Below are 22,733 nucleotides of genomic sequence, written 5' to 3'. Positions count from 1 at the left end.
GTTCGTTATATTTGGTTTCTTTAATAGTTTTTGGTTCCAGGTCTTTGCAGTGGTCCAAGCCTTTTTTAAACGATTGTACTATGGGGTTCTTGTAGGAGGAAGATGCAGCTATCATCTTTGGGATCCTCGAGGTTTTACCACTTTTATAAAGACTGACGAAGCCTCTGTAAACACCTGCCAGCAGGGTACCATTGGATACGGGAACTGCACAGTATTTGGGTGCATCTCCCAGGTCCTCGAAAATTTCATATGCGATCTGGGCATAGGCCGAGATCTGTAAGGGGGTATTGGTTGCCCCGGGATTGGCATCATACCACTCATTGACCTTAGCCAGTTCTGTACTTTGCGCTACCACATCTTCATAGCTTCCGGGTAAGCGGATGATTTCGGCATTCAGAGATTTCATTTCTTCTATCCTATCTGTGTGATATGACTCCGGAATATAGATCTTGCAATGGATCCCTGCCAGACTGGCCGCCAAAGCAACGGCTACTCCGTAATTGCCACAAGTGGCCAGCGATACCACATCAAAGTCGCGCCTTAAAGCGTCATACACCTGTGCAAAAGCAATACGATCCTTTTGGGTTCCTGTAGGATTGTCTCCTTCGTATTTGATATACAGTTGCCGTATATCGAACTCACGTTCTAAAGCTTTAGCTCTGTTTAGAGCAGTATCGCCCACTTCCAGGTTGAGGATATCCTCATAGCTTTCCAAACGATCTGTAACCGACTTGCTTTTGTCGATCACAAATTCACTTAATTTAAGGGTTTCTGAAGAGACCTTATTTTCTGCGGTTTTAACACCATCACGAAGATTCATAAAAACTCACAATTGGGTTGATGAAGTATACTAAATTCATCTCGAATTACGAAGCAATATTACTACTTATTTTAATGCCATTGTGGGAAAAATCAGGATGTTGTTTCAGTGGTATACTCCGGCAATAAGAGTAAGTCTATATAAATCATCATTGAATATTTATGGCAGGTTTTACGCAGATTACTTTATGCTCTTATCACAAATTGTCAATATTCTGTGGTACATTTAACCTTTAGTAAAGGACCGCAAAAGATTAACCAAACCAATGCTTGTATTCATCCTACTAACGCTCTATGTTCTATTAGCTCTATTCCTGATCTATGGTTTACTAATCAATGGAATGCGACCCTCTAAAACCCTGGCCTGGCTTCTTGCCATTTTTACCATCCCTGTGGGAGGTATTTTATTGTATATCATGTTAGGCCGGAACCGGCGAAAGAAAAAGCTGGCCCGACTCCGGAAAAATTCTATTGAGTTTCCATCCTACTCTGAAGATCTCATAGAAAAGACTAGCAAACCAAAATACAAGAAGATGATGTCTCTTATGGCGAAGGTTACACATTTCTCCCCTACTTCTCACAATGAGGTTACGCTGTTAGAAGACGGAGAGCATACCTTTAATAAAATTTTCGAGTCACTTGAAAAGGCGGAGAATTACATCTATCTGCAGTATTATATTTTTGAAGAAGGAGAATTGGCTGATAAGTTGTTTGCACTCCTTGAAAAAAAGATTAAACAAGGCGTCCTTATCAGAATGATCTATGATGGGTTTGGCAGTTATTCCCTTAGTGCTGCGTATCTTAAAAAACTAAAATCAATGGGAGTGGAGGTGTATCCTTTCCTTCCATTTAGATTTGGGAGGTTCCTTTCTTCCCTGAATTATCGGAATCATCGCAAAATCATTGTTGTTGATGGGATCATTGCTTTTACCGGAGGTATTAATATTTCAGATAAATACCTCAGAGGAAATACCGATCTTGGGAAATGGCACGACATGCATTTGGCCATCCAAGGCCCGGCCGTGGCATTCATGGAACACGTTTTTATATCTGATTGGTTTATGGTCTCTGAGAAAAAAATACCATTAAGTGCGAGACCAGAAGATGAAACAGACTCAGGACAGGAAACCGTACAGGTAATACCCAGCGGGCCAGATGATGCCTTTCCCAATATTGAACACTGTTATTTATCTATCATTAATGAGGCTCAAGAGTATCTGTATATCACCAACCCTTATATTATCCCGAGTAATGAGATCCTTAAGGCCCTGCAGATGGCTGCCCTGAGTGGAATAGATGTTCGTTTGTTAATAGCGGAAAAAAGCGATAGTAAATTGGTAGACTGGACGGTTCGCTCCTATTTCGAGGCATTTCTGAAATCTGGTATCCGCATATTTTTATTTCCATATGGCTTCCTCCACAGCAAGATCCTGGTGAGCGATGATGATATTGCCTCCATAGGAACCGCCAATATTGATGTACGCAGCTTTGAGCACAATTACGAAGTGAATGCACTACTATACGATAGTGACAAGGCCAAATCGCTCCGTGAGATCTTCTTACGGGATTGCAAGAAGAGTACCGAATTAAAGCAGGATACTTATACCAGAAGGCCTGCTACTGATAAACTTATAGAAGGCCTAGCCAGGATATTTGCCCCTGTTTTGTAGGTGTTGATAAATTTATACGCATCAACTGGAGCTACACTGTTATTTTTCTTTCTCTTTTCTGAAAATAAGATCTTCGTGCTCCATGGTAGAGACAACCAGGTCTACATATTCTTCAATGGTGTCTTCGGCCTCTATAGGATTGGATACTTCAATAACACCCCGCCAGATAAGATCGCGCTCCTTGTCTACGCAAATGCAATACAAAGCAGTCTCAACAAAATATACCGTGTATTGATCATAGTATTCATCTTCGTAATAAATATTCTGGTGACTTAGATAGTCATCTTTGAACCTGGCATTATTCCTGTCGAGTTCTGAAAGTTTCCTGCTTAGGCTCTGTCTGTTCTCAGAACCCAGTATTTTTGTAAATAAGATAGCGTCAAAATCCTTGTCTAGTAATCGTTCTTCTACCTCGTCCAGTTCTTTATCTGTACGCTTGGCATCTGTAAAGTTTATATCAAAAAGATCGATACTGCGCATGGCTTCTACCCCCTGTTGGGTGAATCTATCTGTCATTTTTGTCTCAAACTGCAAACGGGCTTCCGGGCTCGGTGTCATCCCTACGACCAGTACCTTGTACGCATCAAATAGTACTATGTCCGGATTCTTCCAACTACTAACTATTTCCGCATCATTACAGGACAGGAATAGTAGGAAAAAGGTCCAAAAAAATGTTTTCATGATAGGTGTTTTATAATTTTTTACACTCATTAGTTACTAATAAGGTTACTTAATAAAAGATAGTAATACAGGCCTTTAAAACACATGATAATTATCAGCAATTCTACTTCCACTAGCTCTTTTTATGCCTTTTCTTTAAAATAGTTGACGCATACGAATGAAGGTCGGTTTTCAATTTTCTGAAATTCTCCAGGCACTCCTCCACCTCAAGTCTGTAATGACTGTGTTTCTTTTGATAGGCCATGTCTAAACTGCTGTTTAGAATTTCCATCAGGCCGCCAAGTTTATTTCCATGCTCAATGATTTCTTCAATTACCTTTGAAGATAATTCATTGGACACTCTCAGTTTCCCCTCATATTTTTGAAGGTCTTCAAATAAGAGTGGAGTATCGGGTTCAAAAACATATGAATTCAAAAGATGATCAAAGAAAACGATCTCATCTTTCATGAAATTAAGATGTGAGATCCATTTTTTTGACTCCTGATGCAATTCTTCTATGCTCATTTTTCTGACTACTAGCTGTTTTTCCATTGGGTTCTATTTTTATCGTTACTGTTCTGAGTTTTACTAAAACTTAGGGCTATTGAAATGGAGGTACAACCAACTGTCTAAAGAAGCTGCACCGTATCCCCAAGGTTTGGAACGCTAACACGCCATCCAAGGGAGGTCTCAATTTTTTCTTTAAAGCCTTCAATTGCTTCCTGTTCACCGTGAATCAAAAAAGTAGTTTCCGGAATATTCTTAATATCCCCCAACCAACCTAATAATTCTGCCTGGTCTGCATGTGCAGAAAGGCTTTCTAGATGAAGTATTTTAGCCTTTACTTCGTGATCCTTTCCAAATATGCGTATGGTAGATGCACCCTCCAGGAGTTTTCTCCCCCTGGTGCCCTCGGCCTGATACCCCACCAATAATATCCTGGTTGAATCACTGCTTATTTTTTGTTTTAAATATGTAAGTATTCTGCCCCCTGATAACATACCGCTCCCGGCAATTACAATTTTGGGTCTTGGATCATCTATAGTTTTCCAGGTATCTCTATATGAGCTAATCAGGGTCATATGATCGCACATGGCTCTCAGATCTCTTATCGGAATTTTATGCCACTCAGGAAATTGTTCAAAAAGTTCCAAAACGTCTGTCCCCATCGGACTGTCTACGAAAATTGGGATATTGGGAATTCGGTTCTTTTTATACATCCGCCACAGAATCAGCATAAGCAACTGTAATCTTTCTACGGCAAATGATGGGATCAGCAAGATCCCCTGATCTCGTATGGTTTTACGAACCAGGTCTGCGAGCAGGGTCTCAATATCCTCCTCAGGATGTAGTTTGTTCCCATAGGTACTTTCCAGAAAAAGATAATCTGCCCACTGCGGATGTTCCGGATCCTCCAATAAAAGATCATCTGGCCTGCCAATATCGCCGGAAAACAAATATACTTTCCCGTCAATTTTAAGGCTGATATAAGTGGCCCCTAAAATATGGCCGTTGTACGAAAAACGCATCTGCACCTTTTCAGACAGCTGCAGCCAATGATCTATTTCCACCATCTGAAAAAGATGAATAGTGTTCTCCGCTTCTTCAAGAGTGTAAAAAGGCAAAGCCGGATGGTGCTTAGAATACCCTTCCTTATTGGCCTTATCTGCTTCCTCCTCATGTATTTTGGCGCTATCCCTTAAAATGATAGCAGCAATGGCTAAAGTGGGCGCGGTTCCGAGAATTTTACCTTTAAATCCCTGTTGTAACAATCGGGGTAAGTATCCTGTGTGATCCAGGTGGCCATGGGTAAGAAGGACCTTATCAATAGCAGTAACATCTACAGGCAGGGGTAACCAATTCTGAAGTCTTAAAGATTTCAGACCTTGAAACATACCACAATCAACAAGGAGTCTTAGCCCGTCATTTTCCAAATAATATTTAGAACCAGTGACGGTTTGGGCAGCTCCTAAAAATTGAATGTTTACCATTCTTTGCTGTACTTTATTAAAACTGGCATAATTGGCCTATTTCCTTTAAGATCCTTGTTTTCCTGGTTTCTGAGACACCCAAATGGTCTAGATAAAAAGTGTCTCTGTGTAATTGTCGGCAAAGCACCACATCCCTGCTTAAAAGAAACTGTTTTTCGCGTTGCGTTAAAAGGGTAGAAACTGTGATGGGATACAAAGCCAATCTGTCTATCCTGTTGCGCAATCCGTCATCGTGCGGATAGTCCCAGCTAAGCAGGTAAAGGCCGGAACATTTACCATAAGTAGTCGCCTCCTGTGTAAACCGGGTATTGGTAACTACCCATCCTTCATCGGGAACTTTAAAGCCGGCCTCGTGGTTCTCGGTCTTACAGACATCTTGAAACCTGGAGTGGATATACAAGGGCACCTTCACATTACAGTTACGCCCTTCTTCCCCGTGAAACTTACATTCAATAAGGCAGATTTTTCCATTTTTTCTTGCGAGTACATCAATCTCATGCGAAACACATTTTCCTTTTACAACTTCCCCCACCGCAGTTTTATACCCAGAAAAATTGAGCAAGGTCGCTATAAACTTTTCAAAGGGGAAACCTGTTGGGCCCAATTCATAGATCGCTTTCTTTAATTTGTATTTGGAAGCAAATATGGGTTTCTTGCGCTTTAAGATGGCATAGGCCCTGTTATAGATCTCTTTTGTGCTGATACCTTCAAATAACTCATCGGCTACTTTTTGAAGTACCATGTTTATGGTGTCTTCATCAGCACCACTATGTCTAAGAGATGCAGCCAGTTTTAAGGATGAAAAAGGCACCCTTTCTCCTGAAGATTTCCTTATCTCTATAGCCTTGTTCTCCATGAGCTATTAGGGTTAAAATTTAGATCTGTTACATCCCCTCATTCATTTGGATGCGGTAAAACCATAAAGGGTATGGTTACATGAAAGCCGATCTTTTTGATCACCGGTTCAATAAACAAACGTTCAATAAAAGTGTGCTTGTTCTGTATCATCACTAAGAGATTTACGGTGGACTTAGCTTTAAATGAATTGATCCCTTCTATGATCTCCTGACTTGGGAGGTCGTGAAAACGATGCTTCCCTTCACCTAACATTTTATCCAGGCTAGTCTTATTTTGTTCTTGTTTGGCTGAAAGTTCATTGCCACTGGAGATATGAATAATATCTACTTTAGATTGGTAATGTGCGGCCAGATCCAACAAAACGGATAGTTGGGCATGCTGATAGTTTATTTCAAAATCTGTAGGAAACAAGATCTCCTTAGGTGCTTCGAACTTAAAATCGGCCGGAATGGCTAAAACAGGACATGGGGCTTTCTTGATTACATGTACCGTATGCGATCCCATAAAAATCTCTTTGGCGCCGGTTGCCCCCTGAGTTCCCATGATAATGAGGTCTGCCTCCTCCTTATGTGCTAAATCAACGATCTCATCTACCAGTAAATTAAAGACAGAGTGAATGATAAACTTGTGTTTTGGATTCTTATAGGTTCTCTCCAGCTCTTTTTTCAGTTCTTCCAAGTTTTCCATTGAGAACGACTGATAAATATCACCCAGACCAATTTGTCCAGGGCTATGTAAAATGTATTCGGACTGATAAATGGCCGGGGTATACGTGTTTATGAGATAGAAGGTACATTCTGAATCTTTGTATAGTTCTACGGCGTATTGAATGGCATTTTTTGCATTCTTTGAGAAATCGGTAGGAAGCAGTATTTTTTTCATGATAGTAATTATTAAAATTAGCGGGCAATATTCTGCAGCACCAAAAATGGGATCTTTAGATGCAAACCTATCTTATTCAGCGTTGTGGGCATCAAAAGGTCTTCCAGGTGCGAGTGTCTGGTATTTACCATCACCAACATATCTATTTGTTGGTGCACGATATATTTAGTGATAGCCATGGTCTTGTCTTTTTCAGGCGTGGTTTCGAAAACCAACTCTGCCTTGCTTAATTCCGATTGAAGAAAATCTTTATTGTCTTCTTGCCGGAGAGACAACTTCTTCATCGGATCTATGTATAATACATGAATAGTAGAGCGAAATGATCCCGTTAATTCACAAAGTAGTTTTAGCTCCCGGCGTTTGTAGGGAAGTAAATAGTTGGTAGGGAACAAAAGTTCCTTGGGGGGATGATACCCATAATCCTCAGGAATGGCAAGTACCGGGCATTGTACATATTTCATTACATTGAGCGTATTGCTGCCAAAAGTAATTCCCCTGTCATTGGCTGCTCCCCGGGTACCCATGACAACAATGTCTGTATTTTCCTTTTCCACCAAATCATTCACCTCATCTATTAAAGATCCAAAAGCTCCTAAAGAAATATAGCTGTGTTTTGGGTTGGGGGCATACTCCTTAATTTTATGTACCAATTCTGCCAATGCCTCCGTTGCACGTTGCGAAACTTCTTCCTTCCTGTTATTCAATTCGGAACGTTCCTTAATGTTGCCCAATTGATATACTTCATCTGCATACGCATGTACAATATAGATCTCACTCCGTTCGTATTTAAAGATCTCACAGGCGTATTTCAAAGCATTAAATGCGTTGTCTGAAAAATCTGTTGGCACAACAATCTTTCTCATGATATACTAATTTGGTATGTTTCTTTAAAGTTAGTTTAAGAGTAGCTACCGAAGTATGATATTCGTCAGCTAAATCAAATAAATTATTCCTTAATTTCATTCCATAAATACAAACCCCGTGAAACACAGTTTTAAAGACATTATCTCTTCAGAAAAACCGGTATTGGTCGACTTCTATGCCGACTGGTGTGGTCCGTGTAAAATGTTGGCGCCCATCCTAAAAGAAGTAAAAGACGAGTTAGGAGATGCTATCCGTGTTATTAAGATTGATGTGGATAAGAATGAATCTCTCGCAGCTAAATTTCAGGTACGTGGTGTCCCCACCTTGGTGCTCTTTAAGAATGGTGAACAAAAATGGCGACAATCCGGCTTGGTTCCAAAAAACGAACTGGTTCAAATACTACAATCGCATCAATAGATACCTGCGATCAATATTTGGATTGAATTGCTTTTCTTTTTTTAAGCTGTCTTTCGAGATCTTTTAGGGTTTCCGCAGCTGCTTTCTCAAAATTATCTTCTTTAGACTTCGCAAAAATTCGAGGGCCAGGAGCCTCAATTTTCATTTCACATACTTTATTCTTGCCAGATGGATCATTCTCCAATTTAAAATAGACATCGGTACTTACGATCCAATTGTATTTGGCACCTAGTTTTTCAAGTTTTTGCGTTAAAAGTTCATTCATGGCCTCACTGGTAGGCATATGCAGGTATTGTATGTTTATGGTCATAGTAAAAAGATTTATTAGTGTTAAAAATAATACATTTCAAAGGGGCATTCCATGACTTTTATCAGTCTGTTTACAGGAATTAAAAACACGAGAGCCTAATTCTCTTTTTAAGGAAATGCCAAACTTGTTAGTTGTCCCTATCCCTTGGGTTCTTTTAATTCAAAAGTTTACAATTGTTGAATAAATCAATCTGTAAACCTTATGATAATTGTCATTGTTCCCCTACCCTTAGTTCCCTAAATTAGTTAAAATTAATCTGTTGTATGCAATTACTAAGAGCTTTTCTGAATTGTGTTTTGCTGATATTTACGTTGTTGGTACTTATTGGATGTGGCAGCAAAAGGGATAGAATACAGCCTCAGGTAATGGATCTCACGGAATCTGTTTATACTTCGGTAACTGTACAACCCGATAGTCTTTATCAGGCCTATTCAGCCGTCAGTGGCATTCTGGACAGAAATCTTGTCAAAGAAGGGGATAAAGTGCCGAAGGGCAAAGCCATTGCCCAGATTATTAATACAGCTCCCAAATTAAATGCGGATAACGCACTCCTGAATCTTGAATTGGCGAAAAAGAATTATTTGGGGAACGATGCCGTTTTAAAAGGTATCCTTGAAAAAATAGAGGCAGGAGAATTGCAATTGTCCAATGACTCCATTAATTTCAAAAGACAACAAAATCTTTGGGAGCAGCGCATAGGATCACAAGCTCAGTTTGATGCTAAAAAGTTAGCCTACGAACTTTCAGGCAATAATGTAAGGGCCCTTAAAATGTCCTATGAACAAACCCGCAACGACCTTGAAACAAAATACAGGCAAGCCGCCAACTCTTATAAAAACTCTGCGAATACCACCCGCGATTTTGCCATTGAAAGTAAGATCAACGGAACGGTCTACGCCCTGTACAAGAATCCGGGGGAGCTAATTACGACCATGGAACCAGTTGCTTCGGTGGGGAGTTCTGAGGTTTTTGTAGTAGAGATGTTGGTAGACGAGGTAGACATAGTAAAGATCCAAATAGGGCAAAAGGCCCTTATTACGCTGGATGCTTACCCCTCAGTGACCTTCGAAACCCGGATCAATAAAATATATCCAAAAAAAGATGATCGTTCCCAAACGTTTAAAATTGAGGCCACCTTTGATTCGCCTCCAAATACGTTATATCCGGGATTATCTGGCGAAGGCAATATTATCATACAGCAAAAAAAAGATATCCTGGTGATCCCAAAGGCATACCTCATAGGAGATTCGAAGGTGGAAACTGAAAATGGCGAGGTAGAAATCACCATTGGACTGCAAGACCTTCAATATGTGGAGATCCTGTCCGGAATAGATAGCAGCACCTATATTTTAAAACCAGCGGAATGATCCAGTGGAAAGTTATTTTAAACATAGCCAAAACCCATCTCCTTACTAAGATGAAGTCTACGGTCACCGCCTCCCTTGGTGTTACCTTCGGAATAGGGGCTTATATAACGCTGGTTAGTTTTATGACAGGGCTAAACACTATGCTGGATGATCTGATCTTAAACCAAACTCCCCATATTCATCTGTACAACGAGATACAACCTTCAGAAAAGCAACCGGTTGCTTTGTACGAGACATTTGAAGGGTCATTTAATGTGGTCCATTCTATAAGACCAAAACTGAGTCAGAAGAAAATACACAATGCCTTACCTATCCTGGATTACCTGAAAAAGGACCCCGAAGTAAAAGGGGCTACTCCACAGGTGCGAGCTCAACTATTCTACCTGTCCGGGTCCATAGAATTAGGGGGTAATTTAATTGGAGTGGATATAATGGAAGAGGTGCGTTTGTCTAATTTCAGGGATTACATTGTGGAAGGGAGTCCGGAGGCATTGCAAAACATGGAAAATGGGATCTTACTCGGAGCCGGACTTGCCAAAAAAATGTCTCTGGCCGTTGGAGACAGAGTACAGATCAGTACGATAAGAGGTGATATTTTCCCCCTGAAGATTGTTGGGATCTATCAAAGCGGTATAGCCGAAATAGACAATATTCAGAGTTATGCAAACCTCTCCACCGTGCAAAGGATCCTGGGTGAAGCCACTAACTATATCACGGACATTAATATAAAGCTTAACAATATAGAGGCTGCCCTTCCTATGTCCCAGGCCCTCGAAAAACAATTTGAGATAAAAGCCATGGATATTAATACGGCCAATGCACAGTTTGAAACCGGGTCAGATATCCGAAACCTGATAACCTACGCCGTATCAGTAACCCTGCTTATTGTAGCCGGATTTGGCATATACAATATCCTCAACATGCTGATCTATGAGAAAATGAACGACATTGCCATTTTGAAGGCTACCGGATTTTCCGGAACAGATGTGCAGCTCATTTTTATGAGTCAGGCTATGATCATAGGTCTGCTGGGTGGTATACTGGGCCTTCTTTTAGGGTTCGGCCTTTCGGTCTTTATTGATCAGCTTCCCTTTAATACGGAAGCCTTACCAACCATCAAGACCTTTCCTGTAAATTTTCAGCTACACTATTATGTGATTGGAATTGTATTTGCGCTGATTTCCACTTTTATAGCGGGCTATTTGCCCTCCAACAAAGCAAAACGAATAGATCCCGTACGCATCATCAGAGGCACCTAAAACAGCACCATGAACCCTGTCCTAGAAACGAAGAATATTAATAAGTACTTCAGAAAACCTGTAGAATTCCACGTACTGAAGGATATCAGTTTTTCGATCCAAAAAGGAGAATTTGCTTCTATCATGGGCAAGTCGGGTTCCGGCAAGTCTACCTTACTCTACATTCTGTCTACCATGGACACAGACTATGATGGGCAGTTGTTTCTCAATAAGGAACTGATCACAGGAAACTCGCACCAGGCCCTTTCAAAGATCAGAAACGAGCACATTGGCTTTGTTTTTCAATTCCATTACCTCTTGTCCGAATTCACAGTGCTTGAAAATGTGATGTTACCCGCCAGGAAATTAGGATTAAAGACCTATCCGGAGATACAAAAAGATGCTACAGAAAAACTGGAGATGCTCAATATTGGTCATCTGGGTCCTAAGAAGGCCTCCCGTATCTCCGGCGGAGAAAAACAACGGGTTGCCATTGCGAGGGCCCTGATCAATAATCCGACCATCCTCATGGGAGACGAACCCACGGGTAATCTGGACAGCTTTAATGCCGAAAATGTCTTTCAGATCTTTAAAAGACTCAAGGAAGAACAAGGATTATCATTGCTAATTGTGACGCACGATCACGATTTTGCCAAAAGAACAGATCGTATTATTGAAATGGAAGATGGGAAGATTATTTCTACAAATGCACCTTTAAATATGATATAAATCATAAGAATTGTCTCTTGCCCCCCTTACTTTTATAACTCAATCCAAAACCTTGTTATCATGGGTAAAATAAGCAAAACATCTGGCGTACAAGACACTGGCCATCCCAAGTGGGAAGGGTTGTATTTTGTTGCGAAACACTGGCGATCCGATCTTGAATTTTACAAAGATGAGTTGCGATTTCTTCACAATCTGATCGCTAAATACCTCATTTGGATCACTAAAAAGGAGAATCTGGAAAGCGTTGCAGCCATCCGTCAGAAGGAACATCAACTAAGCCTTCGTACTGAAGAATTATACCAAAAAGTTTCTTCCCATCTGGAAATGGCTGTTACCATTGTTGAGGGTGGTGATGCTGCTGTCAAAAAAGAGTTTTTTGTAACCCATGCAGAACTTGAAACAGAAATAGCAGACTTTGTAAAAACATTCAGAGAAAGCCGCAAAGAGGTGTTTACTGTGACAGAATACGTTATGGATAGTGAAGAATTAAGGAATATTCTGGATTCTTAAGCGGTACTAGTTCAATTTGTGTGTTGGGAAACAGGGAGTGCCATGAAACATATTATAGCGATCCTTTTGGTAGTGCACGGAGCCATCCACCTTCTTGGTTTTTTAAAAGGGATGGGGCTGGTAAAGAATATACCATTTAATACACCTATCGGCGCTGGGGCAGCCATTTTTTGGGGTGTTTCTTTTCTGCTCTTCCTTCTTTCGGTGTACTTGTATTATTATCATTCTTTGTTTTGGCCGTATCTTATGTTTTTGGCCATACTTATTTCACAGGTCCTTATCATCCTTAGTTGGTCTGACGCCAAATACGGAACCATCCTGAACTTTCTTTTTTTATTAATCGCTATAGTTCAAATTGGAGTGATTCGTTTTGATAACATGGTGCATCAGGAAGTAAAAAATATACTCGGACAATCAATAACTTCAACGATCATAAATAAATCTGCTGCTGCGGAACCCTTACCCCTTATGGTGCAAAAATGGCTTCACAGATCTGGTGCCCTGGCAAGACCTCCTATGCAGCATGTTTTATTAAAGCAAGAGGGATCTCTTAAAACTACTCCCACCGGTGCATGGATGCCTTTTACTGCCGAACAATGGTACACTGTCTCACCCCCGGCTTTTGTATGGAAATCCGAAGTTACTTTATGGGGACCTTTATCTTTTTTCGGCAGAGATAAATTAGAAGAGGGAAAAGGGAATATGCTGATTAAACTGTTTGGGCTGATTCCAGTAGCGAATGCCAAGAATGATCCGAACACAGATAAGGCCACTCTTCAGCGCTATATGGCAGAGATCTGTTGGTACCCATCAGCTGCTCTGGAACCTTATATGCAATGGGAAACTATTGATGAGCTTACCGTGAGGGGTACTATGACGCTTGAGGAGATAAGTGTGAGCGGGGAGTATTCCTTCTCCCCTGAGGGAGACCTCCTTGAGTTTGAAACAAAAAGGTATATGGGTCAGGGAAAAGATGCCCCTCTTGAAGTTTGGCACATTCACAATACATCCTTTAAGAATTTCAGCGGTGTAAGGATCCCTAATAAATCAGAAGTTTCCTGGAAACTTGCGGAAGGCGATTTCTTATGGTTGCGACTAGAGATCACGGATATCCTATACAACCAGGACGTTAGCTACAATTATAAATAATTACACGGCAGACTATTGGTGGAAAGGATTAAGGTTTCTATCTTTACGGCCCTTAAAATAACCTATACTTGCCCACGTGGTGAAATTGGTAGACATGCTACCTTGAGGGGGTAGTGTTCGCAAGGACGTGCTGGTTCGAATCCAGTCGTGGGCACCAAAAACCGCTTTTCTTTGATGATTTCGAAGATTGGTGGTTTTTTATTTTAACGATGCCGGCAATTCCCTATTTTAGTTCTTTAAAGCAGCACCCGGAAGATGGGTAAAACTATGGGAAAACAAGTCTTAATTATTGGAGGCGGTATCGTTGGTCTGAGTTGCGCCTATTTTTTGCACAAAGAAGGTCACCAGATTACGGTGATCGACAAGTCTGCCATGGACGGCGGAGCTTCCTACGTAAACGCAGGGTATCTCACCCCCAGCCATATTATCCCGCTGGCCTCTCCCGGCATGATGGCCAAAGGTCTTAAATGGATGTTTAACAGCAGCAGTCCGTTTTATATGAAACCGCGCTTGGATCCCGACTTTATAAGATGGGCCTGGGCCTTTAACCGCTCTTCCACCAAAGCCAACGTGGAAAAAGCCATACCACTTATCAAAGACATTAACCTGTTGAGTAAAGAACTTTATGGTGCCATGCACGACTCCGGAGAATTGGGAGATTTTCAACTGGAAAAAAAAGGCCTGCTGATGTTGTACAAAACACAGAAAGAAGGGAATCATGAAAAGGAAGTGGCCAGGCGTGCTGCCGATGAAGGCCTTGAAGTAACAGAACTATCCAGAGCAGAACTCGATGTTTTACAACCTAATTTGAGTGAGGATATTGACGGGGCAGTGCACTATCAATGCGACGCCCATACGTCCCCTAATGAGATTATGGGGCAACTAAAAATCTATTTACAAAGAGTTGGAGTTACGATTAGGACCCAGGAGGAAGTTCAAAATTTTGAATTTGAAGGAGGCAAAATCAGCAAAGTAAACACAAGTAAAGGCAAATACGCAGCAGATGAAATAGTTATGGCCAGCGGTTCATGGACCTCCGGTCTGGCTAAGGCGTTGGGTACACGATTACTCATAGAACCGGGCAAGGGATACCGTATCAACGTTACAAGACCTCTGGGGGTAACCCTCCCGGCTATTTTGATGGAGGCCAAAGTTGCCGTCACCCCCATGCGGCATTTTACACGATTTGCAGGGACCATGGAACTCTCGGGAATCAATCACAGGATCCGGAAAGAACGAGTGGCTGCCATAGCCAAAGCTGCCCAAAATTATTATAATAACATTGAGATCAGTGCTCTGGAAATGGAAGAGGCCAAGTGTGGTCTGAGACCTGTTACACCAGACGGACTGCCATATATTGGCCGTAGTTCACACCTCAAAAACCTGACCATAGCTACCGGCCATGCCATGATGGGATGGAGTTTGGGCCCGGCTACTGGCAAACTAGTATCTGAAATAATATCAAACAAGCCCTTATCGATGTCTATTGAAGGTTTCCATCCGGAAAGGCGGTTTTAGCCTGCTCTTGATATTTAGGGCACAATGTTGATCCATAGTTACTCCCAAAGGTCACCAAGCATTTGCATATCTGAAAAAACTCAGGAACCCATCCAATCATCATACTTACCTCATACTGGGCGGCTAAGCTTTTAAAATTGGCTAAAATTTTAACGTTACTATTAGAAGGTTACATTGCAAAAATTGTAAATTTGTTTAAGCTTTAGAACAAAATAATGAACAATGTAAAGAAGTTTTTTAGTATCAGGGACCTTGAAAACCTATCTGGTATTAAAGCACATACCATAAGAATTTGGGAAAAAAGATATGATCTTTTAGCCCCAGAGCGTACTTCAACGAATATACGGACCTACAGTTTAGCCAGTTTACAAAAATTGTTGAACATTACGCTCCTTTACAATAGTGGATATAAGATCTCGAAGATCGCAAAGATCCCTGAAGTAGAATTACCTGCGGTCGTTAGGGAACTGGTAGCTCAAAACAGTACAAAAAATCATTCGATCAATGCCTTCAAGCTATCAATGATCAATTTTGACCTTTCCCTTTTTCAAAATACCTATAACAGTCTTTTGGCAGACCGGTCATTCAGGGAAATCTTTTGGGAAGTTTTTATTCCCTTGTTAACAGAATTGGGCTTATTATGGCAGACAGACACTATTAGTCCGTCGCATGAACACTTTATAACAAACCTCATTAAACAAAAGATATATACCAGCACTGAAAAGATACAGGCCGTTGAACCCACGAGAAAAGACAAAGTTTTTGCTTTGTTTCTCCCTGAGAATGAAATCCATGAAATAGGCCTGTTATTTATTAATTATGAGTTATTGCTGCGAGGTTACAAGACTATTTACCTGGGGCAGAGCATGCCGTTGGAAAGTCTTACGGACCTTGAAAAATACTATCAAAATCTGCATTTTCTATCCTATTTTACTGTTGTTCCAACCAAGGACGGCCTGGAACAATATATTCAGGATTTTAATACCATCCTGAGTCCAGCAGGATCCTCCAAGCTTTGGATATTGGGCAGGCAAACAGAATACTTAAGAAAAAAGAAACTGCCAGAACATATAAGGTCTTTTGAATCCGTAGAACATCTTTCGGCAGCACTTTAAATTTAATTATTACTAAGGCACTTATTCCTGTTATGAACAAAAATGTAGTAATCATAGGTTCGGGATTTTCCTCCCTTTCGGCTGCATGTTATTTGGCCAAAGCAGGGTTTGGTGTATCCGTATATGAAAAAAATGATACTGTGGGAGGCAGAGCCAGGCAATTAGTGAAACAAGGATTCACTTTTGACATTGGGCCAAGCTGGTACTGGATGCCCGATATCTTTGAGCGGTTTTTTAATGACTTTGGAAAGAGCACCTCTGATTACTACCAGCTCGATAAACTGAGTCCGGCCTATAAAATCTTTTTCTCTGACGATGTTATTACTATTGGGGACACTATGGATAAGATCTGTGCAGAGTTTGAACGTATTGAGGCGGGAAGCGCTGTACATCTTAGAAAATTCATTGCAAAAGCTCAGGAAAACTATGATATTGCCATAAACAAAATTGTTTACAGACCGGGAATATCTCCTTTTGAACTTGTTACCAAGGATACTGCGCTGAGGGTAGATCAATTTTTTAAAACAATCAGCGGACAGGTTCGCAAACAATTTAAAAACCCGAAATTAATTGCTACCCTGGAGTTTCCGGTACTATTCCTTGGAGCTAAACCAAGTAAAACGCCTTCTTTCTATAGTTTTATGAATTTTGCCGATTTTGGTCTGGGTACCTGGCATCCTAAAGGTGGTATGTACAAGATCATTGAGGGGATGAAAAGTCTGGCACAAGAATTAGGGGTAGATATACAAACAGGAAGAGCAGTTGAAAAGATCCTTGTAGAAAAAGGACATGCCACAGGTATAGTGGTAGACGGTAAATCTATAATGGCCAATTTTGTTCTTTCCGGGGCCGACTATCACCATTCGGAAACCCTTTTAGATCCTCAGTACCGTCAATATTCTGAAGCCTATTGGGATGGTAAAACATTTGCACCTTCTTCTCTGCTGTTCTATGTAGGTTTTAATAAGAAGTTGCAAAATATAGAGCATCATAACCTCTTCTTTGATACGGATTTTGAGCGACATGCCGAAGAGATCTATGACGAGCCCAAATGGCCCACAGAGCCCTTGTTCTATGTTAATTTCCCTTCAGTAACAGACAAAAGTATGGCACCCGAAGGCTATGAAACAGGATTTTTTCTGGTTCCCATTGCCCCGGATCTAGAAGATACTCCTGCCCTGCGACAACAATATTTTGATATCATCATAAAGCGTCTGGAAGAGCGCACGGATCAAAAAGTGGAAAATAATATTATATTTAAAGAGTCCTTCTGTGTCAATGATTTTAAGGAACAGTACAATTCCTATAAGGGCAATGCATACGGAATGGCTAATACCCTATTGCAAACGGCTTTTTTAAGGCCTGGTTTAAAGAGCAAAAAGGTGAAGGATTTATATTTTACAGGACAATTAACCGTTCCGGGACCCGGGGTGCCTCCATCCTTGATCTCCGGAAAATTAGTTTCCGAACTCATTGAGCAACAAAAGTAATTAATAACTTATGAAATCTATTTTCGACAATGTTTCATATGACTGCAGTAAGATTGTAACACAATCCTACAGCACTTCATTTGCCCTGGCCACCAAAATGCTTGCTCCTTCAATTCGCAAGGATATTTACAACATTTATGGTTTTGTTCGTTTTGCAGATGAAATTGTAGACAGCTTTCACGACTACAATAAGGAAGAGCTTTTTAATGCCTTTGAACAGGAACTCCATAATAGCCTGGCAAATAAAATTAGCCTGAACCCTATTCTTAACTCTTTTCAACATACCTACCATCAGTATGACATTCCACGACATTTGGTAGATGCTTTTATGAAGAGTATGCGAATGGATCTCAACAAGCAGGTATATGCCACCCAGAAAGAATTTGAAGAGTACATTTACGGTTCGGCAGATGTAGTTGGTCTTATGTGTCTGCGCGTATTTGTCAACGGAAATGACGAACAGTACGAAAGTCTGAAACTTTCGGCTATGGCACTTGGATCCGCCTTTCAGAAAGTAAATTTCCTGCGCGATCTGAAAGCAGATTATGAATATTTGAACAGATCGTATTTCCCAAACACAGATTTATTAAAATTAGATGAGGCCTCTAAAAATAGAATAGTAGAAGAAATAAAAGCAGATTTTGCCAGAGGGTATGTGGGTATTGTAAATCTCCCGAATGACGCTAAATTTGGGGTGTATACGGCCTATAAATACTATTATCAACTACTTAGAAAGCTTCAAAAGACTCCCTCAACGGAAATTAAAAACGCGAGGATACGGGTCCCCAATTATCAGAAATTTGGGCTACTTGCTACCTCATATGTAAACTATAAATTAAATTTGGTATAATTTAGTATATGATGAAGATTGCACTTTGGATCCTGATATTTCTAACCACCTTCAGCATTATGGAGTTTATGGCCTGGTTTACCCATAAATATATCATGCACGGGTTCTTATGGAGTCTGCACAAGGACCACCATAAAAAAGATCACGATTCCTGGTTTGAAAGGAACGATGTCTTTTTTATTTTTTATGCCGTGGTGAGCATGAGCTTTATCATGATTGCCAGCAATAGCTCTTTCTGGGCAGGCTGGCCAATAGGTTTCGGCATCATGGCATATGGGGCCGCCTATTTTATGGTACACGATATTTTTATCCATCAGCGATTTAAAATATTCCGGAATGCCAATAACTGGTATGCAAAGGGGGTGCGCAGGGCTCACAAAATTCATCACAAACATCTGGGAAAGGAAGAAGGCGAGTGCTTCGGAATGCTTTTTGTCCCTTTTAAATATTTCAAGAAATAATACATGCCAAAAGCCCTTGTGATTGGCTCTGGTATTGGAGGCTTGGCAACAGCCCTCAGACTTCGTAAGAAGGGGTACGAGGTGCATGTATTTGAACAAAATTCCTATGCTGGAGGTAAGCTTCATGCGCTAGTTCAGGATGGATATCGTTTTGACCTCGGTCCTTCCCTTTTTACCATGCCCCATTTTGTTGAGGAACTTTTTCAGCTCTATGACCTGGATCCCGGCGTCCATTTCCCTTACTCCAAAAAATTGACCGTCTGTAACTATTTCTGGCAAGATGGCAGCCAATTCTCTGTAAAATCGGATAGATCTACCTTTTTAGCTGAGGCTGCACATTTTTTCGAGGAAGATGAAAAGACCATTCATCAATACCTGCTTGGTAATCAGAAAAAATACGAGCTTACTGCAGGACTATTTCTAAAAAAATCCCTGCATAAACTAAGAACCTATCTTTCGCGAGCTACTTTAACGGCTATAGTGCAAATGGGAGATCTGGATCTCTTCGACTCCCTGAATACCGTAAATCAAAAAACCTTTAAGAACCCAAAATTGGTGCAGCTGTTTAACCGTTATGCCACCTACAACGGATCTTCACCATTTCAGACGCCGGGGATAATGTCTCTTATTCCCCATTTGGAAATGCACTATGGAACCTTTATCCCTGGCGGAGGCATGCACCAGATAAGTCAAAGCCTCTTTGAATTAGCCAAACAACAAGGGATTGAATTTCATTTTGAGGAAGGGGTGCATCAGATCATTGTAAAGAACAATTCCGCTACCGGAGTAAAGACCCATAAAGGGCATTACCCGGCCAACATTGTAGTCTCCAATATGGATATCTTTCCTACCTATAAAAAACTTTTACCTGAAGCAGAACATCCGGAAAAGACACTGAGACAAGAGCGTTCGAGCTCGGCTCTTATCTTTTATTGGGGTATTAAAGATTCTTTTCCCGAACTAGACCTTCATAACATCTTTTTTAGCGAGGATTACCAAAAAGAATTCAACACAATTTTTGAAGAAAAACAGATCACGGATGATCCTACCGTCTATATAAATATTACCTCCAAGGATATTCCCCAAGATGCACCAAAAGGGTATGAAAATTGGTTCGTGATGATCAATGCGCCCGGTAACTACGGACAGGATTGGAACACCCTAAAAACAAAAGCCAGAACCGCGATCTTACAGAAACTAAGCAGGATACTAAAAAAGCCCATTGAGCCACTCATCGCCACAGAATATGTGTTAGACCCTGTGGGGATTGAAGCAAATACAAGCTCTTATCGAGGAGCCTTGTACGGTGCGGCAAGTAACTCAAGATTTGCGGCCTTTTTAAGACATCCAAATTTTAGCCGAAAGATCAACAATTTATATTTTTGCGGCGGGTCTGTTCATCCTGGGGGAGGGATTCCCTTGTGTCTGCTTTCGGCAAGGATAGTGGCAGATATGGTTCCGGACAGTGAGAATTTAACACAGAATCATGCAGATTAAAAACGGTATTTGGGCAATTTACGTTGTATGGCTCTTTAATATCTCGGCCATAGCAGGTATCAGTCTTGGGTTTGAGGAATGGTTCGTTACCAAAACCCCACTAAATCTTCTAATCTCCTCCTTGTTGCTCTTTCTGGTTTATCCGGTAGACACCACCAAAAAAGGATTGATATTTGGGCTGCTTTGGTTTGGAGGCATGTTCGCCGAATGGATAGGCATACATTATGGTATTCTCTTTGGAACCTATAGCTATGGAGCCAACCTGGGTGTTAAAATAGATGGCGTCCCGGTACTGATCGGGATCAATTGGGCCCTGCTTACTTATATTACGGCAAGAATTGCGCAATACCTGAACAAAAATAATATCCTTCAGATCTTTATAGGAGCCTCGCTAATGCTTGTGCTCGACTTTTTTATGGAGCAAAGTGCCCCTCGATTCGATTTTTGGGAGTTCCAGAATGATGTGGTCCCCTTTAAGAATTACGTTAGTTGGTTCTTGATTGCACTCCTGTTCCATGGGGTTATAAAATGGACGAAGATCACAGGCGACCTCCGTTTTTCAATTCATTTGTATGCCGCCCAACTCCTGTTCTTTGTATATTTCTATATTTGGTTTTAAAGGTGACTTTTTTAAAAATCTATCGGGGCAACACCTTCCCAGGAACCTATTGAACGGTACGGTTGAAATCTTGAGAATAATTCTTCCTTATACCAATTTAGCCGGCGTGTTTCTCCAATAGCCTTTATATGTTCCTTACTCTGATAAGCATAAGTATCCAGCGCTTCCTGATCTTTCCATAAACTAAAGGTTGCCATCTGTGAAATAGGCACCTCCCCTATACCCTTGGTAAAAAGCAGTCCGTCGTTTTTCCATAAGGGCTCCTGAGAAGTGGGCACGTATTTCCAAAACTTCCTTAAGAATTTAGTTTTGATCGTAGCCCTGGTAATCACTGCAATCTGTGGTATGGTTTCTGAAAGATCTTTATGAGGTACAAAGGGAGTTTGGCCTGCCCATTTTCCTCTGGCTATTTTATTTTTCAAATAGAGGGTATATTGCTCAGTACTCCGCTGCTTATACCTTTCTACCAGTTTAGAATTTTCAAAAAACGTATCTGCGGCTGTCTCATCATCCCAAACTTGCAGTAAAGCGTAGACAGACCAGTCGGGTCGCGGATCAAAACCAGCTTTTCCGCTACCCAAGAGTTTATAAAATTGTAGGCCTGCTACATTTCGCAAATGGGCATGGGCAAATTGCATCATTCCAAAGGCCCATACCTTGTTTTTAAGGGATTGATATTTAAAAAAGGTAAGGGTGGAGATCTGTTTTGCCACTATTTCTCATTCAGGAGTTTTTCTAGCAGGTTGAATACCGTGGTGTTATCCCAGTCTTTGATGCCGTGTTCTTCTGCCACTACAAATCCCTTTTTGTCCACAATATAGGTCCCCGGCGGTTGTAAAACGGGTAATGCAGATTTATCTCCAATTATTAAATAGGTGACAGGAAAATTGTACTCATTTTTTTCCATATACGCTCTAACAGGTGCTTGTTCCTCGTTGGTGATAATATAGAAATCTACTTTGCCCTTAAATTGATCGTAAAGACTCTGGATACTTTTTAACTGGGCATCTGAAGGAAGGCTCCAGGAGGCCCAAAAGTTAACAAAAGCAACCTTACCCTTAGACGGACTAAAATTTATAATGTTCCAATCGGCATCTTTTAGTCGCCAGTCGTAGTCCGTGATATGCTTCCGTTTACCTATAGGAATTTCAGAGGGAGTCCCCGAAAAAATCCTGTTTAATAAGATCTTACCATGATACCCCATAGGAGTAACAAAAAAAGAAAGAATAAAAGCAATAAGAAGGATATTGAGTACCGTCTTTTTTTTAATGGCCATTTAGTGCGGATCTTTTTACAATTTAATTTACCATGATTTTTCTAGCGCAACGAGTGCAGCTAATTTCAGGCAGCATTTTCCTTTTTAATAACGTTCAATGCAGATCCTTCTCTAAACCAGGCAATCTGTTGTAAATTATAGGTGTGGTTTGCCTTGATGATCTCTTTAGAACCATCTTTGTGAACCAGCTCAATACTCAAAGGTCTATCTGGTGCAAAATCCTGAATATCGATAAAATTAAAAGTGTCGTCTTCCTGAATTTTATCGTAATCCTTCTCATTGGCAAAGGTCAGTGCCAACATGCCTTGTTTCTTAAGGTTTGTTTCGTGTATCCGGGCAAAAGACTTTACCAAAACAGCAGCAACTCCCAGATGTCTGGGCTGCATGGCGGCATGTTCTCTGGAAGATCCCTCTCCGTAATTGTGATCCCCTACCACAATGG

At 40.9% G+C, this 22,733-nt stretch carries 24 protein-coding genes, 1 tRNA gene and 1 pseudogene; 15 read left to right on the top strand and 11 right to left on the bottom strand.

Annotated elements, in window-relative coordinates:
- Positions 1-820, bottom strand: an 820-nt coding sequence (locus WBM49_RS05010) for a pyridoxal-phosphate dependent enzyme (protein ID WP_424370967.1), incomplete at its 3' end; no start/stop codon positions are given.
- Between the two features lie 265 nt (positions 821-1,085).
- On the opposite strand from WBM49_RS05010, the gene cls reads away from it, so the two are divergent.
- Positions 1,086-2,489, top strand: coding sequence for a cardiolipin synthase (gene cls / locus WBM49_RS05005; RefSeq protein WP_424370966.1), 1,404 nt, complete (start codon positions 1,086-1,088; stop codon positions 2,487-2,489).
- 39 nt (positions 2,490-2,528) lie between these two features.
- On the opposite strand, the gene WBM49_RS05000 is transcribed toward cls, so the two are convergent.
- From WBM49_RS05000 to WBM49_RS04975, 6 genes are all read right to left on the bottom strand, one after another.
- Complete coding sequence (locus tag WBM49_RS05000) at positions 2,529-3,170, bottom strand: hypothetical protein (RefSeq protein WP_424370965.1); 642 nt, start codon at positions 3,168-3,170, stop codon at positions 2,529-2,531.
- Between the two features lie 112 nt (positions 3,171-3,282).
- The gene (locus tag WBM49_RS04995) at positions 3,283-3,702 is read right to left on the bottom strand and encodes a hypothetical protein (protein ID WP_424370964.1); all 420 of its coding nucleotides are present in this window, start codon (positions 3,700-3,702) and stop codon (positions 3,283-3,285) included.
- A 77-nt stretch (positions 3,703-3,779) separates the two neighbouring features.
- Positions 3,780-5,141 carry an MBL fold metallo-hydrolase RNA specificity domain-containing protein gene (locus WBM49_RS04990; protein WP_424370963.1) on the bottom strand — a complete coding sequence of 454 codons (1,362 nt, stop codon included), beginning with the start codon at positions 5,139-5,141 and terminating at the stop codon, positions 3,780-3,782.
- 16 nt (positions 5,142-5,157) lie between these two features.
- Entirely contained in the window at positions 5,158-5,997 is an 840-nt protein-coding gene (locus WBM49_RS04985; RefSeq protein ID WP_424370962.1) for a restriction endonuclease, read from the bottom strand.
- 38 nt (positions 5,998-6,035) lie between these two features.
- Positions 6,036-6,881 carry a universal stress protein gene (locus WBM49_RS04980; protein ID WP_424370961.1) on the bottom strand — a complete coding sequence of 282 codons (846 nt, stop codon included), beginning with the start codon at positions 6,879-6,881 and terminating at the stop codon, positions 6,036-6,038.
- A gap of 17 nt (positions 6,882-6,898) precedes the next feature.
- Positions 6,899-7,744: a universal stress protein gene (locus WBM49_RS04975; protein ID WP_424370960.1), complete on the bottom strand. Its 846-nt coding sequence runs from the start codon at positions 7,742-7,744 to the stop codon at positions 6,899-6,901.
- Between the two features lie 118 nt (positions 7,745-7,862).
- Between WBM49_RS04975 and trxA the strand changes: the two genes are divergently transcribed.
- A complete protein-coding gene (trxA, locus tag WBM49_RS04970; RefSeq protein ID WP_424370959.1) occupies positions 7,863-8,162 on the top strand; it encodes a thioredoxin in 300 nt (99 codons plus the stop codon).
- A gap of 10 nt (positions 8,163-8,172) precedes the next feature.
- Here the strand turns inward: trxA and hpf are convergent, their stop codons facing one another.
- Positions 8,173-8,472 carry a ribosome hibernation-promoting factor, HPF/YfiA family gene (gene hpf, locus WBM49_RS04965; protein ID WP_424370958.1) on the bottom strand — a complete coding sequence of 100 codons (300 nt, stop codon included), beginning with the start codon at positions 8,470-8,472 and terminating at the stop codon, positions 8,173-8,175.
- A gap of 263 nt (positions 8,473-8,735) precedes the next feature.
- On the opposite strand from hpf, the gene WBM49_RS04960 reads away from it, so the two are divergent.
- The 13 genes from WBM49_RS04960 to WBM49_RS04900 all read left to right on the top strand — a co-directional run bounded on the left by WBM49_RS04960 (position 8,736) and on the right by WBM49_RS04900 (position 21,015).
- On the top strand, positions 8,736-9,839 hold the full coding sequence (locus WBM49_RS04960) for an efflux RND transporter periplasmic adaptor subunit (RefSeq protein WP_424370957.1): 1,104 nt from the start codon (positions 8,736-8,738) through the stop codon (positions 9,837-9,839).
- Positions 9,836-11,098 (top strand): ABC transporter permease, encoded by a 1,263-nt coding sequence (locus WBM49_RS04955; RefSeq protein WP_424370956.1) that lies wholly within the window; start codon positions 9,836-9,838, stop codon positions 11,096-11,098. The genes WBM49_RS04960 and WBM49_RS04955 overlap by 4 nt, the downstream gene beginning before the upstream one ends.
- A 9-nt stretch (positions 11,099-11,107) precedes the next feature.
- Positions 11,108-11,806, top strand: coding sequence for an ABC transporter ATP-binding protein (locus tag WBM49_RS04950; protein WP_424370955.1), 699 nt, complete (start codon positions 11,108-11,110; stop codon positions 11,804-11,806).
- Positions 11,807-11,866: 60 nt separating this feature from the next.
- A complete protein-coding gene (locus WBM49_RS04945) occupies positions 11,867-12,316 on the top strand; it encodes a hypothetical protein (protein WP_424370954.1) in 450 nt (149 codons plus the stop codon).
- A gap of 42 nt (positions 12,317-12,358) precedes the next feature.
- Entirely contained in the window at positions 12,359-13,465 is a 1,107-nt protein-coding gene (locus tag WBM49_RS04940; protein ID WP_424370953.1) for a DUF6544 family protein, read from the top strand.
- A 70-nt stretch (positions 13,466-13,535) separates the two neighbouring features.
- Positions 13,536-13,622, top strand: a tRNA-Leu gene (locus WBM49_RS04935).
- Positions 13,623-13,732: 110 nt separating this feature from the next.
- Positions 13,733-14,983: an NAD(P)/FAD-dependent oxidoreductase gene (locus WBM49_RS04930; protein ID WP_424370952.1), complete on the top strand. Its 1,251-nt coding sequence runs from the start codon at positions 13,733-13,735 to the stop codon at positions 14,981-14,983.
- Positions 14,984-15,198: 215 nt separating this feature from the next.
- On the top strand, positions 15,199-16,098 hold the full coding sequence (locus WBM49_RS04925) for a MerR family transcriptional regulator (protein ID WP_424370951.1): 900 nt from the start codon (positions 15,199-15,201) through the stop codon (positions 16,096-16,098).
- Between the two features lie 32 nt (positions 16,099-16,130).
- A complete protein-coding gene (locus WBM49_RS04920; protein ID WP_424370950.1) occupies positions 16,131-17,588 on the top strand; it encodes a phytoene desaturase family protein in 1,458 nt (485 codons plus the stop codon).
- 10 nt (positions 17,589-17,598) lie between these two features.
- Positions 17,599-18,438, top strand: coding sequence for a phytoene/squalene synthase family protein (locus WBM49_RS04915; RefSeq protein WP_424370949.1), 840 nt, complete (start codon positions 17,599-17,601; stop codon positions 18,436-18,438).
- A 68-nt stretch (positions 18,439-18,506) separates the two neighbouring features.
- Positions 18,507-18,899 (top strand): sterol desaturase family protein, encoded by a 393-nt coding sequence (locus tag WBM49_RS04910; RefSeq protein WP_424370968.1) that lies wholly within the window; start codon positions 18,507-18,509, stop codon positions 18,897-18,899.
- A 3-nt stretch (positions 18,900-18,902) separates the two neighbouring features.
- Positions 18,903-20,396 (top strand): 1-hydroxycarotenoid 3,4-desaturase CrtD, encoded by a 1,494-nt coding sequence (gene crtD, locus WBM49_RS04905; RefSeq protein ID WP_424370948.1) that lies wholly within the window; start codon positions 18,903-18,905, stop codon positions 20,394-20,396.
- Positions 20,386-21,015: a carotenoid biosynthesis protein gene (locus WBM49_RS04900; RefSeq protein WP_424370947.1), complete on the top strand. Its 630-nt coding sequence runs from the start codon at positions 20,386-20,388 to the stop codon at positions 21,013-21,015. The genes crtD and WBM49_RS04900 overlap by 11 nt, the downstream gene beginning before the upstream one ends.
- Positions 21,016-21,026: 11 nt before the next feature.
- On the opposite strand, the gene WBM49_RS04895 is transcribed toward WBM49_RS04900, so the two are convergent.
- From WBM49_RS04895 to WBM49_RS04885, 3 genes and pseudogenes are all read right to left on the bottom strand, one after another.
- A complete protein-coding gene (locus tag WBM49_RS04895; RefSeq protein ID WP_424370946.1) occupies positions 21,027-21,728 on the bottom strand; it encodes a DUF3291 domain-containing protein in 702 nt (233 codons plus the stop codon).
- Complete coding sequence (locus tag WBM49_RS04890; RefSeq protein ID WP_424370945.1) at positions 21,728-22,291, bottom strand: TlpA family protein disulfide reductase; 564 nt, start codon at positions 22,289-22,291, stop codon at positions 21,728-21,730. The genes WBM49_RS04895 and WBM49_RS04890 overlap by 1 nt, the downstream gene beginning before the upstream one ends.
- A gap of 65 nt (positions 22,292-22,356) precedes the next feature.
- A pseudogene (locus WBM49_RS04885) lies at positions 22,357-22,733 on the bottom strand (aconitate hydratase); the annotation flags it as partial.

Source organism: Muriicola sp. (genome assembly GCF_049669965.1).
In the GTDB taxonomy this organism is placed as follows: Bacteria; Bacteroidota; Bacteroidia; order Flavobacteriales; family Flavobacteriaceae; genus Muriicola.
Note: the sequence above shows the minus strand (reverse complement) of the source record. Positions and strands in the feature narration are given on the sequence as shown.

Excerpts from the sequence above, each read along its gene's own strand:
- WBM49_RS04900 (WP_424370947.1), top strand. The coding sequence starts at position 20,386 with ATGCAGATTAAAAACGGTATTTGGGCAATTTACGTTGTATGGCTCTTT.
- WBM49_RS04890 (WP_424370945.1), bottom strand. The coding sequence starts at position 22,291 with ATGGCCATTAAAAAAAAGACGGTACTCAATATCCTTCTTATTGCTTTT.
- WBM49_RS04985 (WP_424370962.1), bottom strand. The coding sequence starts at position 5,997 with ATGGAGAACAAGGCTATAGAGATAAGGAAATCTTCAGGAGAAAGGGTG.
- WBM49_RS04910 (WP_424370968.1), top strand. The coding sequence starts at position 18,507 with ATGGCCTGGTTTACCCATAAATATATCATGCACGGGTTCTTATGGAGT.
- WBM49_RS04930 (WP_424370952.1), top strand. The coding sequence starts at position 13,733 with ATGGGAAAACAAGTCTTAATTATTGGAGGCGGTATCGTTGGTCTGAGT.
- WBM49_RS04975 (WP_424370960.1), bottom strand. The coding sequence starts at position 7,744 with ATGAGAAAGATTGTTGTGCCAACAGATTTTTCAGACAACGCATTTAAT.
- cls (WP_424370966.1), top strand. The coding sequence starts at position 1,086 with ATGCTTGTATTCATCCTACTAACGCTCTATGTTCTATTAGCTCTATTC.
- WBM49_RS04990 (WP_424370963.1), bottom strand. The coding sequence starts at position 5,141 with ATGGTAAACATTCAATTTTTAGGAGCTGCCCAAACCGTCACTGGTTCT.
- WBM49_RS04980 (WP_424370961.1), bottom strand. The coding sequence starts at position 6,881 with ATGAAAAAAATACTGCTTCCTACCGATTTCTCAAAGAATGCAAAAAAT.
- WBM49_RS05000 (WP_424370965.1), bottom strand. The coding sequence starts at position 3,170 with ATGAAAACATTTTTTTGGACCTTTTTCCTACTATTCCTGTCCTGTAAT.
- WBM49_RS04940 (WP_424370953.1), top strand. The coding sequence starts at position 12,359 with ATGAAACATATTATAGCGATCCTTTTGGTAGTGCACGGAGCCATCCAC.
- WBM49_RS04950 (WP_424370955.1), top strand. The coding sequence starts at position 11,108 with ATGAACCCTGTCCTAGAAACGAAGAATATTAATAAGTACTTCAGAAAA.
- WBM49_RS04915 (WP_424370949.1), top strand. The coding sequence starts at position 17,599 with ATGAAATCTATTTTCGACAATGTTTCATATGACTGCAGTAAGATTGTA.
- WBM49_RS04920 (WP_424370950.1), top strand. The coding sequence starts at position 16,131 with ATGAACAAAAATGTAGTAATCATAGGTTCGGGATTTTCCTCCCTTTCG.
- hpf (WP_424370958.1), bottom strand. The coding sequence starts at position 8,472 with ATGACCATAAACATACAATACCTGCATATGCCTACCAGTGAGGCCATG.
- WBM49_RS04945 (WP_424370954.1), top strand. The coding sequence starts at position 11,867 with ATGGGTAAAATAAGCAAAACATCTGGCGTACAAGACACTGGCCATCCC.
- crtD (WP_424370948.1), top strand. The coding sequence starts at position 18,903 with ATGCCAAAAGCCCTTGTGATTGGCTCTGGTATTGGAGGCTTGGCAACA.
- WBM49_RS04925 (WP_424370951.1), top strand. The coding sequence starts at position 15,199 with ATGAACAATGTAAAGAAGTTTTTTAGTATCAGGGACCTTGAAAACCTA.
- WBM49_RS04960 (WP_424370957.1), top strand. The coding sequence starts at position 8,736 with ATGCAATTACTAAGAGCTTTTCTGAATTGTGTTTTGCTGATATTTACG.
- WBM49_RS04995 (WP_424370964.1), bottom strand. The coding sequence starts at position 3,702 with ATGGAAAAACAGCTAGTAGTCAGAAAAATGAGCATAGAAGAATTGCAT.
- WBM49_RS04955 (WP_424370956.1), top strand. The coding sequence starts at position 9,836 with ATGATCCAGTGGAAAGTTATTTTAAACATAGCCAAAACCCATCTCCTT.